The sequence below is a fragment of the Arthrobacter sp. TJ-238 genome, assembly GCF_058269215.1.
The window spans coordinates 163,908-177,049 of the sequence record NZ_JBZCNH010000002.1 but is presented as its reverse complement, the minus strand read 5'-3'; the positions used below and the strand labels follow the sequence as shown (position 1 = coordinate 177,049).

At 67.7% G+C, this 13,142-nt stretch carries 16 protein-coding genes; 4 read left to right on the top strand and 12 right to left on the bottom strand.

Annotated elements, in window-relative coordinates; translation table 11 throughout:
• Positions 1–34: 34 nt before the first annotated feature.
• Positions 35–688: an SDR family oxidoreductase gene (locus AC4D2O_RS04160; protein ID WP_490905342.1), complete on the bottom strand. Its 654-nt coding sequence runs from the start codon at positions 686–688 to the stop codon at positions 35–37.
• Between the two features lie 160 nt (positions 689–848).
• Positions 849–1,607 (bottom strand): SDR family NAD(P)-dependent oxidoreductase, encoded by a 759-nt coding sequence (locus AC4D2O_RS04155; RefSeq protein WP_490905341.1) that lies wholly within the window; start codon positions 1,605–1,607, stop codon positions 849–851.
• A 130-nt stretch (positions 1,608–1,737) separates the two neighbouring features.
• Between AC4D2O_RS04155 and AC4D2O_RS04150 the strand changes: the two genes are divergently transcribed.
• Both AC4D2O_RS04150 and AC4D2O_RS04145 read left to right on the top strand, forming a co-directional pair.
• Entirely contained in the window at positions 1,738–2,142 is a 405-nt protein-coding gene (locus tag AC4D2O_RS04150; protein ID WP_490905340.1) for a SpoIIAA family protein, read from the top strand.
• Positions 2,143–2,174: 32 nt separating this feature from the next.
• Complete coding sequence (locus tag AC4D2O_RS04145) at positions 2,175–2,477, top strand: GNAT family N-acetyltransferase (protein ID WP_490905339.1); 303 nt, start codon at positions 2,175–2,177, stop codon at positions 2,475–2,477.
• On the opposite strand, the gene AC4D2O_RS04140 is transcribed toward AC4D2O_RS04145, so the two are convergent.
• Complete coding sequence (locus tag AC4D2O_RS04140; RefSeq protein WP_490905338.1) at positions 2,474–3,052, bottom strand: TetR/AcrR family transcriptional regulator; 579 nt, start codon at positions 3,050–3,052, stop codon at positions 2,474–2,476. The two genes, AC4D2O_RS04145 and AC4D2O_RS04140, sit on opposite strands and share 4 nt — an antisense overlap.
• A 95-nt stretch (positions 3,053–3,147) precedes the next feature.
• Between AC4D2O_RS04140 and AC4D2O_RS04135 the strand changes: the two genes are divergently transcribed.
• Positions 3,148–3,981 (top strand): alpha/beta fold hydrolase, encoded by an 834-nt coding sequence (locus tag AC4D2O_RS04135; protein ID WP_490905337.1) that lies wholly within the window; start codon positions 3,148–3,150, stop codon positions 3,979–3,981.
• Between the two features lie 91 nt (positions 3,982–4,072).
• On the opposite strand, the gene AC4D2O_RS04130 is transcribed toward AC4D2O_RS04135, so the two are convergent.
• From AC4D2O_RS04130 to AC4D2O_RS04115, 4 genes are all read right to left on the bottom strand, one after another.
• On the bottom strand, positions 4,073–4,834 hold the full coding sequence (locus AC4D2O_RS04130; protein ID WP_490905336.1) for an SDR family NAD(P)-dependent oxidoreductase: 762 nt from the start codon (positions 4,832–4,834) through the stop codon (positions 4,073–4,075).
• A gap of 107 nt (positions 4,835–4,941) precedes the next feature.
• Positions 4,942–5,943: an acetamidase/formamidase family protein gene (locus AC4D2O_RS04125; protein WP_490905335.1), complete on the bottom strand. Its 1,002-nt coding sequence runs from the start codon at positions 5,941–5,943 to the stop codon at positions 4,942–4,944.
• Between the two features lie 95 nt (positions 5,944–6,038).
• A complete protein-coding gene (locus AC4D2O_RS04120; RefSeq protein ID WP_490905334.1) occupies positions 6,039–6,527 on the bottom strand; it encodes an SRPBCC family protein in 489 nt (162 codons plus the stop codon).
• The gene (locus tag AC4D2O_RS04115; RefSeq protein WP_490905333.1) at positions 6,524–6,868 is read right to left on the bottom strand and encodes an ArsR/SmtB family transcription factor; all 345 of its coding nucleotides are present in this window, start codon (positions 6,866–6,868) and stop codon (positions 6,524–6,526) included. Before AC4D2O_RS04115 ends, AC4D2O_RS04120 begins: the two co-directional genes overlap by 4 nt.
• 282 nt (positions 6,869–7,150) lie before the next feature.
• Between AC4D2O_RS04115 and AC4D2O_RS04110 the strand changes: the two genes are divergently transcribed.
• Entirely contained in the window at positions 7,151–8,050 is a 900-nt protein-coding gene (locus AC4D2O_RS04110; RefSeq protein ID WP_490905332.1) for a serine hydrolase, read from the top strand.
• Between the two features lie 39 nt (positions 8,051–8,089).
• On the opposite strand, the gene AC4D2O_RS04105 is transcribed toward AC4D2O_RS04110, so the two are convergent.
• The 5 genes from AC4D2O_RS04105 to yicI form a co-directional block, all read right to left on the bottom strand.
• Positions 8,090–9,241: an NAD(P)/FAD-dependent oxidoreductase gene (locus tag AC4D2O_RS04105; protein WP_490905331.1), complete on the bottom strand. Its 1,152-nt coding sequence runs from the start codon at positions 9,239–9,241 to the stop codon at positions 8,090–8,092.
• A 187-nt stretch (positions 9,242–9,428) separates the two neighbouring features.
• The gene (locus AC4D2O_RS04100; protein ID WP_490905330.1) at positions 9,429–9,812 is read right to left on the bottom strand and encodes a hypothetical protein; all 384 of its coding nucleotides are present in this window, start codon (positions 9,810–9,812) and stop codon (positions 9,429–9,431) included.
• 119 nt (positions 9,813–9,931) lie between these two features.
• Positions 9,932–10,666: a glutamine amidotransferase gene (locus tag AC4D2O_RS04095; RefSeq protein WP_490905329.1), complete on the bottom strand. Its 735-nt coding sequence runs from the start codon at positions 10,664–10,666 to the stop codon at positions 9,932–9,934.
• Between the two features lie 9 nt (positions 10,667–10,675).
• Positions 10,676–10,945: a Sec-independent protein translocase subunit TatA gene (gene tatA / locus AC4D2O_RS04090; RefSeq protein WP_490905328.1), complete on the bottom strand. Its 270-nt coding sequence runs from the start codon at positions 10,943–10,945 to the stop codon at positions 10,676–10,678.
• Positions 10,942–13,140 carry an alpha-xylosidase gene (gene yicI, locus AC4D2O_RS04085; RefSeq protein ID WP_490905327.1) on the bottom strand — a complete coding sequence of 733 codons (2,199 nt, stop codon included), beginning with the start codon at positions 13,138–13,140 and terminating at the stop codon, positions 10,942–10,944. Before yicI ends, tatA begins: the two co-directional genes overlap by 4 nt.
• Positions 13,141–13,142 lie beyond the last annotated feature (2 nt).

Below are 13,142 nucleotides of genomic sequence, written 5' to 3'. Positions count from 1 at the left end.
GGAGGGAACGCCGCCCGGCGATGCCGGGCAGGCCCTAGAGGGAGGCCTGAATGGCATCCGCGATCGGCGTCTCGCCGTTGTTGAACCGGATCGTCCTGTCGACGGTCCCGAGTTCCCCGAGAACCACGGCAGCCACCTGGGCCACGTCCTCGCGGGTCACGGAATCCTGTTGGGGCTCGTCGGAGACCTCGATCCTGCCGGTGCCGGGCTCGGTGGTCAGCGAACCGGGGCCGAGGATCGTCCAGGCGAGCCTGGAGTTGCGCAGGTGCTCGTCCGCTGCGGCCTTCGCCTCTGCGTAGTGGAAGAAGCCGTTGTCCTCGGGCACGCCGTGATCCTTGCGGGAGCCGATGTAGGACACCATGACATAGCGGCCCACCGAGGCCGCTTCCGCAGCATCGATCGAACGGATCGCCGCGTCCCGGTCCACCGCGTAGGTGGCCTCGACGCTGCTGCCGCCCGCACCGGCCGACCAGACGACGGCATCATGTCCACGGAAGACGTCGGCCATCTGTTCCACCGACAGCTCGGACACGTCGGCCACGACGGGGGTGGCGCCTGCCTGCTCCACATCTGCCGAATGGTCCTGGTTGCGGAAGATCGAGCTGACCTGATGGCCCTGGCTGCTCAGGATCTTCGCGAGGTGCAGTGCTACTTTGCCGTGCCCACCGATGATGGCTACGCGTGACATGAAAACTCCTTCTGATCGACGGATACCTTGTCCCCGACGCTAGTCCCCCCGCGCGGGCGATGGCCACCGGTCGTGCGATGTTCAGCCGCCGGCGCAGGCCTATTCCCGATCGTCGGCAGGGTGTCGGGGCGCGACGGTCCGAGCGGGGCGAGGAAGGCGACTACCGCAGGTAGGATGCCCCGTTCGCGTCCACCACCGTGCCGCTCACCCATACCGGAGCATCGGTGGCGAGCCAGGCGACTGCCTGCGCGATCTCCTCCGGCGTCGCAACCCGGTCGAACGGACTCTGTGCCCGCACCGCGTCGCCACCGGGCCCGTCGAGGACGGTCCTGCCCATGTCCGTCTCCACGAATCCCGGAGCCACCGCCGCCGCGAAGATGCCATGCGGCGCGAGACCGACGGCGAGGGACTGCGTCATCGCATGCAGCGCCGCCTTGCTGGCCCCATAGGCCGGGGTGACGGGTTCTCCGCGGTAGGCACCGCGCGAGCCGACCGAGATCAGCCGTCCACCGTCCGGTCCCGCCGGCCGATCCAGGAGGTGACGGGCCACCAGCCAGGCCAGGTTCGCAGGGCCCATCAGATTCACGTCGAGTGTGCGCTGCCACGCCTGCTGCCAGTCCTCGTACGACGTGGTCCCGATGGGATGTGCCTCGAAGATGCCGGCATTGTTCACCAGCACGTCGATACCGCCGAGGTCGTCCACCACGCCGTCGACGATGCGCCGGCACGCCTCCGGATCCCCCACATCACCGACGACGACCACGTGCCCGGCACCGGGAAGAGCGTCCCGGGCCAGCCTCGCCGCCGACGTATCACGTCCGGCATGCACAGCGATCCGGTGACCCCGTCCCGCCAGCTCCCGCGCGATGGCCGCACCGATCCCACGGCTCGCTCCTGTCACCAGAATGCTCAGTGTCATGCAGCAGACGCTACATCCTGCACGCCTGCCGCTGCCGAGGATGGGCACCTGTGGACCCGGAGCCCGATGTCGGGGGAGGTCCTTGCTACGCTGCAAGGCATTGCCCGTGCTTCTGCCGTGAAGGACCCGGATGGACCTGTTCAGTGCGCACCTCGACAAGGGGATCCTCCGCCTGCGGTGGAACCGGGGCGTCGAGATCACGCATGCGGCCGCCGTGGCCGCCGCCCGTGCGCTCGCCGAGTTCCACGGACCCACCAATCTCCCGCTCCTCGTCCACATGCACGGCATCTCCGGGATCACCCCGGAGGCACGCGTGGGCATGGTGTCCTACCGGGGCTTCACACGGGTGGCACTGGTAGGTGCCGACGCCGTCGACGAAGTGATGTCGGGCTTCTCCCACCGCTCCCCCACCGCCACCCGGTACTTCACGTCCGAGACCGATGCCCTCGCCTGGCTGCGGGACAGCAGCAGACCGGACCGTCCCGGCACGATAGCGCTCCGGGAACGCGAGGCGCCGGTCGACGGGCTCCGTTGACCGGTCTCGGCACCAAATGCCAGAGTGACACCATGAGCACCGAGAACACCGGAAACGGCGACGTCCAGGTCAGCAACAACGAGGGCAGGAGCCGCTACATCGCCACCCTCGACGGCGAATCCGCAGGCATCGCCGCCTATGAACGCTCCGGCGAGACCATCGTCTTCACGCACACCGTGGTCGACGAGGACATGGAGGGTCACGGCGTCGGCAGCACCCTGATCCGTCACGCCCTCGACGACGCCCGGGACCAGAAGCTCACCGTGGTACCGCAGTGCGAGTTCGTCGCGGCGTTCATCGACGAGCACCCGGAGTACCAGGACCTGGTGGGCTAGGCGGCCCTGCCGGCCCTGGCTCCGAGCGCGACGTCGATCAGCACCTCGGCCGCGCGCCGCGCCTGCTGTGCAGCCTCGGCTGTCCCCGCGATGGCCGCCGTCGTCTGGGCGCCCTCGGCGAGGATCGAGAGCTGCGGCGCGAGGTACGCCGGCGCACCCGCGTCATCGGCCAGTGCTCCGACGTACTCCTGGAAGGACGCCTTGTGCTCGCGCGCGTACCGCGCCACCTCGGGGTCCACCGCACCGAGTTCTGCGAAGCTGTTGATGAAGCCGCATCCCCGGAACGAGTCATCGCAGAACCACCGCGCGAGGTAGTCGAAAATCGCGAGAAGGCGCTCGCGGGGTCCGGCCACCTGATGGACCGCCGCCTCCAGCCCCTCCGCCCATGACCGGTGACGCCGCTCCAGCACCGCCATGACGATGCTGCTCTTCGACGGGAACTCCTGGTAGAGCCTCTTGAGCGAGACGCCGGCTGCCGAGCGCAACTCATCCATGCCCACGGCCTGGATGCCCCGTGCGTTGTACAGCTCGTCGGCCGTCGCGACGATGCGCGTGCGCGCCTCGGTGAGATTCATCCATCCATTCTACTTGAATAGAGAACGATCGTTCTATACGCTGTGATCAGCAGGCGAGAACGACCGTTCTCGCCGCTCGAGGAAAGGACCAGATCATGGGTTTCATCAAGGTCGGCACCGAGAACAGCACGGACATCGAGCTCTACCACGAGGACCACGGCACGGGTCAGCCCGTCGTCCTGATCCACGGCTATCCCCTCGACGGCGGCTCCTGGGAGAAGCAGACGGCCGCTCTCCTGAACGCCGGTTACCGGGTCATCACCTACGACCGCCGCGGCTTCGGCAAGTCCAGCAAGCCCACCACGGGCTACGACTACGACACCTTCGCCGCGGACCTGAACACCGTGCTCGAGACCCTCGACCTGAACGACGTCGTCCTCGTCGGCTTCTCGATGGGCACCGGCGAGGTGGGCCGCTACATCGGCACCTACGGCGAGGCACGCGTCGCCAAGGCCGCGTTCCTCGGCTCGCTCGAGCCCTTCCTGCTCCAGACCGACGACAATCCGTCGGGCGTCCCCTCCACCGTGTTCGACGGCATCCGGAGCGCGGCGATCGAGGACCGCTACGCCTGGTTCAGCAACTTCTACAAGGACTTCTTCAACACCGATGCCTTCCTCGGGAACCGGCTCAGCGAGGAGGCACTGCAGAACGCGTGGAACGTCGCCGCGGGGTCGTCCTGGTACGCGTCCTTCGCCGTCGTCGACAGCTGGCTGACCGACTTCCGCTCCGATGTCGAGAAGGTGACCGTGCCGTCCCTGATCGTCCACGGCACGGAGGACCGCATCCTGCCGATCGACTCGACCGGTCGCGAGTTCACCAAGCGCCTGCCGTCCGCCGAATACGTGGAGATCGAGGGCGCACCGCACGGCCTGCTGTGGACCCACGGCGCCGAGGTCAACGAGATCCTCCTCCGCTTCCTGTCCAAGTAGCAGCCTTCGACGGCTGATTCACGCGAAGGGCGCCGGATCATCCGGCGCCCTTCGTCGTTCCGCGGAGCGGATCCACCGCGGACGCAGGGTCCTAGAGCTGGATGCCACGCGTGAGGGCGCCGTCGATCAGGATGTTGGCGCCGGTGGTGCGGCCGGAGCGGGGACTGGCGAGAAACACGACGGCGTCGGCCACCTCCTGCGGTGTGCCCATACGGCCCGTCGGATTGAGCCCCATCGCTGTCGCGAAGAGTTCCGGGTTTCCCTGCTCGATGCCCTCCCACACTCCACCGGCGTGGTAGGTGTTGCCCGGCGAGACGGTGTTGGCGCGGATTCCCTGCCCGGCGAGCTGGAAGGCCAGTCCTGCCATGTACCCGATGAGTGCGGTCTTCACGGTGCCGTACGGGCCGGACGCGAAGTCCACCTCCCGGCCGGAGACGCTCGAGATCGCGGTGATCGACGGGATCCTGCTGCGTTCGAGGTGTGGCAGTGACGCCTTGACGAGGCCCACCGTGCCGAGCAGGTCCACCCGCAGGCTCGCCTCCCAGTTCTCCGCGGTATCCGCGATCGCGAGGGCGCTGACGTTGCTCACGACGGCGTCGATCCCGCCGAAGTCCGCAGCCACGGCTTCGACCCATGCGCTCACCGCCGGGCCGTCGCCGACGTCGAGCACGTACCCCTTGACGCGGCCGGACGAGGTGGCGAGTGCTGCCTCCGTCACCTCGACATCGTCGGCGTGACGGGCACAGAAGGCGACGTTCGCGCCCTCGGCGGCGAAGGACTCGACGATCGCGCGGCCGATGCCCTTCGTTCCGCCGGTGACGAGTGCGGTCGAGCCGCTGAGGTACAGGTCCATCGATGTCCTTCGGTCGGGGGCGGGTTGTTTCGGGGGGGGGGGGATCGTCAGGTCGAAAGGTGGAGGTCCGGGCACATGATCCGCGGTCGGGACGCGGCCGGTTCGACTCAGCGCAGTTCCGCGGCCTGCCGTCGGAGGTGCGCATGGAGTCCGCCGTAGGCATCGACGGCGGGGAAGAGTGCCTTGGGTGCCTTCACGATGACGCTGTAGTTGGCGTCGACGGCGTTCGCTATCGGTGCAAGGGCTGTCTGTGTGAGGAGCTGGTAGGCATCGAGCTGGTGCAGCCCGAAGAGATCGCTGAACCAACGGACCATCTCCAGCTGCCCGATGCGCCACGAATCCTCCATGGGGCGCGAGGAGCCGACGGCCATCCAGTGGTAGTCGGTCTCGAGCCGCGGCCAGCCCGGAGCGCCACCCTTGATGAGTTCGACGATGATGGTCGAGTGCATGGCACCCTCGACGGCGGTGCCGCAGGCCTCGCCCTCGCCCTGGCGGTAGTGGCCGTCGCCGATGGAGAACAGCGCGCCCTCGACGTTGACCCCGAGGTACACGGTGGTACCGGGCTTCACATCCGGTGCGTCCATGTTGCCGCCGAACCGTTCGGGGACGAGAGCCGAGCGGACCTCACCTCCGGGAGGCGCGACGCCGATGGTGCCGAGCATCGGCTCGAGCGGCAGTGCGACCTCGAAGTCACCGAGTCTCGACTGGAATCCGACGGTCCGCCGCTCGGTGTCGACGTGGTAGATCCAGGTGATGTCCGGCAGTGGTTCCTGCAGGGTGGCGGTGCGATCGGTACTGGTGAGCCCGCCGAAGAAAGGGATGGTGGCCGAAGCCCCGTAGGAGCGGGCCGGCGTGAGGTCGACGACGTGGAGTGCGAGGGTGTCGCCGGGCTCGGCACCCTCCACGTAGAACGGTCCGGTCTGCGGATTGACGAAGGCGAGGTCGACCTTCTCCCCGGAGACGTCGTCCACCGAGGTGAGCGCGTTGTTGAAGGCGTCCTCGGACCAGAGCCGGAGCGCCGTACCGGGCCGGACGGTCAGCACGGGGGCGCTGCCGCCGAAGGTGTACACGAGTTGGTCACGCCGCGGGTGGTACTCGATGATCTCCATGACCGGATGCTACGGTGCGGCCCCGGGCCGGACAAGGGTCCGGTCCCCGGCATGCGTCCGCATCCGGGACTCATGCCGGGTCGTGGACGGCGGCGTCAGCTCGCTACGGAGAGTGACGTCAGGACCGAGTCGAGGCGTTCGTAGCCTTCGCTGACGCCGACCTCCATGCCGCTGCCGATCATCGCGTCGCGGGTCTCGCCGGTGAGGAACACCGACCGGCCCGAACACCTCGTCCGACCGCCGCCCAGATCCTCGAACGTCATGCTCTCGAGGCTCACCTGGTGGGGTGCGCCGTCGAACTCGAAGGTCTGGATGATCCGCTCGGGTGCGATCACGGTGTGGAAGATGCCACGGAATCCGTAGGCTCCGCCCTCGTCGTCGCGGTGGACGTAGGAGTAGGCGCCGCCGGTGACGGCAGAGAACTCACGGATCTCCGTGGTGATGCGGTGGGGTCCGAGCCACTGGCGGACGAGGTCCGGTTCCGTGAAGGCACGAAACACCAGGTCACGGGGGGCGTCGAACTCCCGGACGATGTCCACGTACGGCTGGCCGGGTTCGGCTGTGATGGTGGTGGGATTGCTCATGGCTGATCCTTGCTGTGCTGGTCCTTCAGGGTTGCGAGGACGCCGTCGAGCCTGCGGTACTGCCGCTCGGCCTCGAGGCGGTAGGTGTCGATCCAGCCGGTCAGTGCCTCGAGGGCGGCGGGGTCGAGGTGACAGGGACGGCGCTGCCCGTCCCGGGTACGCGTGATGAGTCCGGCCTGTTCGAGCACCTGGATGTGCTTCGAGACGGCCTGCTTGGTGATGGTGAAGGGTTTCGCCAGTTCGTTCACGGTGGCCGAGCTGCGCGACAGCCGCGCGACGATGGCCCTGCGTGCCGGATCGGCGAGCGCAGAAAAGGCGGCATCGAGATCGTCGTCCCGCATGATCCACCTCCTCGTTGATAAACCATTCGGTTGATTAACTGAGTGTAGACCCGTCCGGCGGCAGCGACAAGAGGACGACGGCGCGCTGGAAGGTACTGCTGGGGCGGTACGGCACGGAGAATGAACGGTCAGTGAAGCTCCGTGCCCGGTTGTCGCCGCGTCGGCGGGCCGCGCCACCGCGCATTCACTAGGCTGTGGAGGGCGGTCTCGGCCGGCCACCCGGTGGCAGGTCCGGAGGTCGGCACAATCACTCAGCAGCGTGCGGGAAGGAGGCCGGCAGGGATGACCGGCACTGTCGACTCGCGGAAGCAGCCTCCTGCGCGCCGCCGGCCCTCACGCCGCGTACGCCGCATGAGGACCCTGTGGATCACCGCTGTTCTTCTGCTCGCAGCCCTGGTCGCCGTCGTCGTCCCCCGGTCGGCGGTCGATGCGCCTCTCGGCTCCGACGGGCCCGGGACCCTTCCGACCGCTCCCGTCGCGGCGGCACCGGCATCCCTCGAGGAGGCGATCACCGCCATCCTCGACGACGCCGGGGACTACCGGGTGGGGGTTGCGCTCTCCGACGTGCCTGGTGGTGTCGCCCGGACGTTCGGGGACGAGGACCGGTTCTTCGCCGCGAGCACGGCCAAGATCATCACCGCGGCTGCGTTCTACCGTCTGGTGGAGCAGGGAGAAGCGAGCCTCGATGACGCGCTGGGCGACTACGACGCCGCCTTCCAGCTCGAGGCCATGGTCAACAACAGCAGCAATGACGCCTGGCTCCTGCTCATGGACGCGGTGGGATACCCGCAGCTCACCGCGTACGCCGCGTCCCTGGGGATCGACTACGAACCGGAGGAGAACCTCCTCACCGCCGCGGACATGGCTCTCGTGCTGCGCGACCTCTCGGCGGGGGAACTGCTCGACGAGGCAGACACCGCCGAACTCCTCAGCTACATGCAGGACACCAATGACGAGACCCTCATCCCGGCCGGTTCGCACCCCGACATCACGGTGCAGCACAAGTACGGGCAGGTGGAGGACGACCTCCACGACGCCGCCCTCCTGACCTATCAGGGCACCACCGTGGCGTTGGTGATCTACACGGAGGCTGTGGGTGACGGCGACGAGGCCGAGCAGACGGAGCTGATCCACGAGATCACGCAGGCCGTCGAGGACTCGCTGTTCCAGCTCGGCGGGTGATCGGTCCGCGCCTGCGGATCCGGCTGCATCCCTGCAGTCCTACGCCCTGCCGCGGAGGATCAGGTTCCAGTAGACCTTCGGGAGGATGACACGCTCGGCGACGAAGGTGAGGCGCCGCTCCTTCGCGAGGTTGTTCCAGCCCGGCACGGTGGGCATGGGTGAGTACTTGTCGTCGAACTCCGAGAACACGACGGTGTTCCGGCTGACCACGAAGGGGCACGCCGAGTAGTGGTTGTACTCGGCGGTGGGCTTCTTCCCCTTCAGCACGGCTTTCAGGTTCTTCGCGAGCACCTTCGTCTGCATCCGCAGGGCGGCGCCCGACTTCGAGTTGAGGGTCGACGCCGCATCGCCGAGCGACCAGATGGTGGGGAAGCGCGTGTGCCGCAGGATGACTGGGTCCACCTCGACGAAGCCTCCGGGGTTGCCGGCCGCCGGCAGCTCCGTGGTCTTCAGCCACTCCGGTGCCGACTGGGGCGGCACCGCGTGGAGGACGTCGTAGCCGAGCGTCTCGGACGCGCCGATGACGCTGTTCTTCAGGTCCACCGTGCGGCCCTCGGGGTCCACGGATGCGAGCTCGGTGCTGTACCGGACCTCGATCCCGTACTCGTCGATCTTCCGGCCCAGTTCCTCGTCGATCAGCTCCATGCCGAAGATCGTCGGCGTGGACACGGCGAGGACCACCCGGATGTCCTTCAGGACGCCCTGGCGCTGCCAGTGGTCGCACGCGAGGTACATGGGTTTCTGAGCGGCACCGTCGCACGATGCGGGTCCCGGCGGCTGCGTGAAGACGACGGTGCCGTGGGTCAGGTCCCTGAAGAGCTTCCAGGCCTTCGGTGCGAGCTCGTACTCGTAGTTCGAGGCGCCGTGCGGCCCTTCCATCGCCTCCTTGAGCCCGGGGATGGCCGTCCAGTCGTTCTGGATGCCGGGGCAGACGACGAGGTGGTCGTACGTGACGGCCGAGCCCGACTCGAGCAGCACCGTCCGGGAATCCGTGCTGACATCGGTGGCCTTGTCCTGGATCCAGGTGACCCCCTTGGGCATCACCGCGGACTGCAGCCGCACGGCCTCGAGGGCGTCGGCCGTTCCTCCGGCGATGTGGGAGAACAGCGGCTGGTACAGGTGCCGGCTCCGCGGCTCGATCACCGCGATGTCCTTCACCCGGTACCGGCGGAGGCGTGCCGCAAGGGACACGCCTGCATTGCCGCCACCGATGATGAGTACCTGGTGATGATGTTTCTCGCCTGCGGCGGGGACGACGGGGACCGTGCGGGCCGCCGGACTGGTGCTGGTGCTGGAACCGATGGCAGCTACCTCTTTCCGTGTCGACCTGGGCCTGTTCCTCGAACAGTACAGCGCACCACCGACGCACGACAGGCACCTACAGGACGCCGGCGTCGACCTCGACGAACGATGCGGACTGCTGGGTGGAGCCGCTGGACGTTGCTGTGACCGCATCCGCCGGGGTCCCGTTGGCCAGGGCGACGAGCAGCAGGTAGAACGCGACGAACCACAGGCCGACGGCGACGCCCCGCGTCCGCTCGCCACTCCGACGGGCCCTACCGCGGCGTACATCGGGAGCAGGAGACGATGCGCACTGCCGCGTACTCCGTGCGGCCCCGCGTTCGAAGAATTCGAGGTCGATCCGCGCCCGGGTCAGCTCGGCCCGCAGCTGTTCGGCGTGCTCCGCCGCCTGAAGAGTCTGCAGCGCCTTCAGCTCCTTCTCCTGCTGCGCCTGGCGCGCTCGGGCTGCAGTCGTCGTCATCGTTGATCCCCCACTCCACGATCGTAGGACGGCGGGGTGCCGGATGACCCTCAGGTTTGCGGCAGGATCAGCACAGGCGGGATCAGCGCAGGCGGAACGAGCGGGGGCGCCGCCCCGCGTCAGTCCCTCGCGTACCTGGTGACGAACGCCCGCAGGATGAGCTCCGGCCGGTCCACGACGGTGGCACGCGCGCGCGCCATGTACTCGTCGGCCTCCTCGGGCGGGAAGTAGCCGGCGTGACGGTAGGTGTCGATGCGGCCCACGAGTGCCTCGACGTCGAGCTCGGGATGGAACTGCGTGGCGTACACATTCCGCCCCACCCGGAACATCTGCACCGGGCACGTGACCGACGATGCCAGCAGCACAGCCGACGCCGGCAACGTGGCACATGCCTCCTTGTGCCCCACGTACGCCGCGAACGACGACGGCAGCCCGGCGAGCAGCGGGTCGGCGGTACCGTCCGCAGTCAGCGTGACCTCGACGGTGCCCACCGACTCGGCATAGGTGGTGTCGATGACGGCTCCCTGGTGCCGGCCCAGGGTGCCGACGCCGTAGCACGCACCGAGGAACGGGTAGTCCTCCGCGACCACCCGATCCAGCAGCAGACCGAGCTCCTGCTCCACCCGCACCTGGACCCCGCTCTTCGACTCCTGCGGATCCGAGGAGTTGAAGGGGCTCCCGCCGAGGAAGATGCCGGAGTAGTCCGCGAGGTCCAGCTCGGGCAGGGGCTCCGCCTCCACGCGGATCCGGCGCAGCTCGCCCTCGGCGAGCCCGCCGAAGCGCAGGAAGCTGCGGTATTCGGCGTCCGCCGCGTAGTTCTCGGCACGGGTACCCAGCAGGAGGAACGGTTTCACCCTCCGATGCTACTGGCCGGTCGGGCTGGTATCACCCCGCTGCGCCGGCGCGGGATAGGGAGGGTGCGCCTGGGGTGCAGGGCTCGCGACCCCCGGATCCGTTGCCGGGTCCGCTCCGGCGTCGGGCGTGCCGTTCTCCTCCTTCATCTGCTTCACCTCGGACCTGAAGATCCGTAGCGACTGTCCAACGCTGCGCGCCATACCCGGCAGTCTCCGAGCACCGAAGAGGACGATCGCCAGGACGATGATGATGACGATGTGCCAGCCTTCGAGCCTCACGGCCGCTCTCCTTCGGTCGGCTCGACCACGACGGCGGAGACGTGGCCGCCGCTGATCGCCACGTCGAACACGGTGGTGGAACCATCCGGCGAGGGCACGGCCATGCGGCGGGTTCCCTCTGCCGCCTCGAAGGCCTGGAACCGCATGTCCCGCGCCCAATCGTAGGTCGGGCGGTCGGATACTGTGCCGATGGGCAGCACCGCCCCCTCCCTGACCCAGGTCGCCGCCTGCATGAAGGAGTACTCCTTGCGGTGCCAGCGCGGGCCGGCGAGTTTCTCCCCGGTCTCCAGATGGGTCCAGCTGCCCTCGGGCAGATAGAAGGAGACGGATCCCGAGGGGTCCATGACGGGCGCCACCAGGAGGTCGGGGCCCAGCATGTACTGCCGGTCCAGGTGCGCGCAGCCCGGGTCCTCGGGGAACTCCATGAACAGTGGACGCATCAGGGGGATGCCCTCCGCGTAGGCCTCCTCGGCCGCCATCTGCAGGTAGGGCATCAGCCGCATCTTCTGCTCCGTGAAATGGCGGAGGACGTCCACGGACTCCTCGTCCACGAGCCAGGGGACGCGGTACGAGTTGGAGCCGTGCAGCCTCGAATGCGAGGACAGCAGCCCGAAAGCGATCCAGCGTTTGAAGATGTCCGGCTCCGGGGTGCCTTCGAAGCCGCCGATGTCGTGGCTCCAGAAGGAGAAGCCCGACGAGGCCAGGGACAATCCGCCGCGCAGCGATTCGGCCATCGCCGCGAAGGTGGACTCGCAGTCGCCGCCCCAGTGGACCGGCATGGTCTGACCGCCGGCCGTGGCAGAACGGGCGAAGACCACTGCCTCACCCTCGCCCAGTTCCTTGGACAGCAGGTCGAACACGGACCTGTTGTACAACTGCGAATAGTAGTTGTGCATCCTGGCCGGATCGGACCCGTCGTGCCAGACGACGTCGGTGGGGATCCGCTCGCCGAAATCGGTCTTGAAGGAATCGACGCCCTGCCCCAGCAGGCCGCGCAGCTTCTCCTGGTACCAGAGCACGGCTTCGGGGTTGGTGAAGTCCACCAGCCCCATGCCGGCCTGCCACATGTCCCACTGCCAGACCGAGCCGTCCGCGCGCTTGACCAGGAATCCCCGCTCGAGACCCTCCCGGAACAGGTGCGAGCGCTGCGCTATGTACGGGTTGATCCAGACGCAGACCTTGAGGCCGCGATCATGGAGCCGGGCGAGCATGCCCTCCGGGTCCGGGAAGGTAGCGGGGTCCCAGATGAAGTCGCTCCAGTGGAAGGACCTCATCCAGTGGCAGTCGAAGTGGAAGACGGACAGCGGGAGCTTCCGCTCCTCCATGCCATCGATGAAGGAGTTGACGGTCTTCTCGTCGTAGTCGGTGGTGAAGGAGGTGGAGAGCCACAGGCCATAGGACCAGGCCGGGATCCGTGACGGCCTGCCCGTCAGCTCCGTGTAGCGGCGGATGATGTCCTTGGGTGAGGGGCCGTGGATGACGAAGTACTGCAGCCGCTCGCCCTCCACGCTGAACTGCGTGCGGGAGACGACTTCGGAGCCCACCTCGAAGGACACCTTGTCCGGGTGGTTGACGAACACCCCGTACCCGTCGTTCGTGATGAAGAACGGGACGTTCTTGTAGGCGAGGTCGCTGGACGTGCCGCCGTCCTCGTTCCAGATATCGACCGACTGCCCGTTCTTGACGAATGCGCCGAAGCGCTCGCCCAGACCGTAGATGTTGGTCCCCACGCCGAGGCTCAGTTGCTCGTGCACGAACGTCCGCCCGGCGTCGTCCGTGATGACGCCGACGCTCCGTGGGGTGGAGCTGGTCAGGAGCACGCCGTCCCCGAGGAAATCGACCCCCCAGTCCCCCGAGGTGCTGACCCGCGCTGTCAGGTTTCCCGAGGTGATGCTGGCGGTGCCCTCGTCCCTGTCGAATTGAGGTGCTGAGATCGTCCGGTTCACCTCGAAATGCGGTCCGTTGTCGAGACGGCCCTGGAAGTGCTCGATGGTGACGCTGATGACGTCGGGCATCGGGGCATCGAAGGTGACCGTCAACTGGGGAAGATTGAGCGCGTCGCCACGGGAGGCGATGCGTTTGGTCGGTGCGTACACGGTCATGGTCGTGTCGTCCACCACCACCTCGGACACATCGCGGGGATGAAGCGCGGAGAAGCCCTTGCGGTACAGCCAGTAGCCATCGGTGAATTTCATGG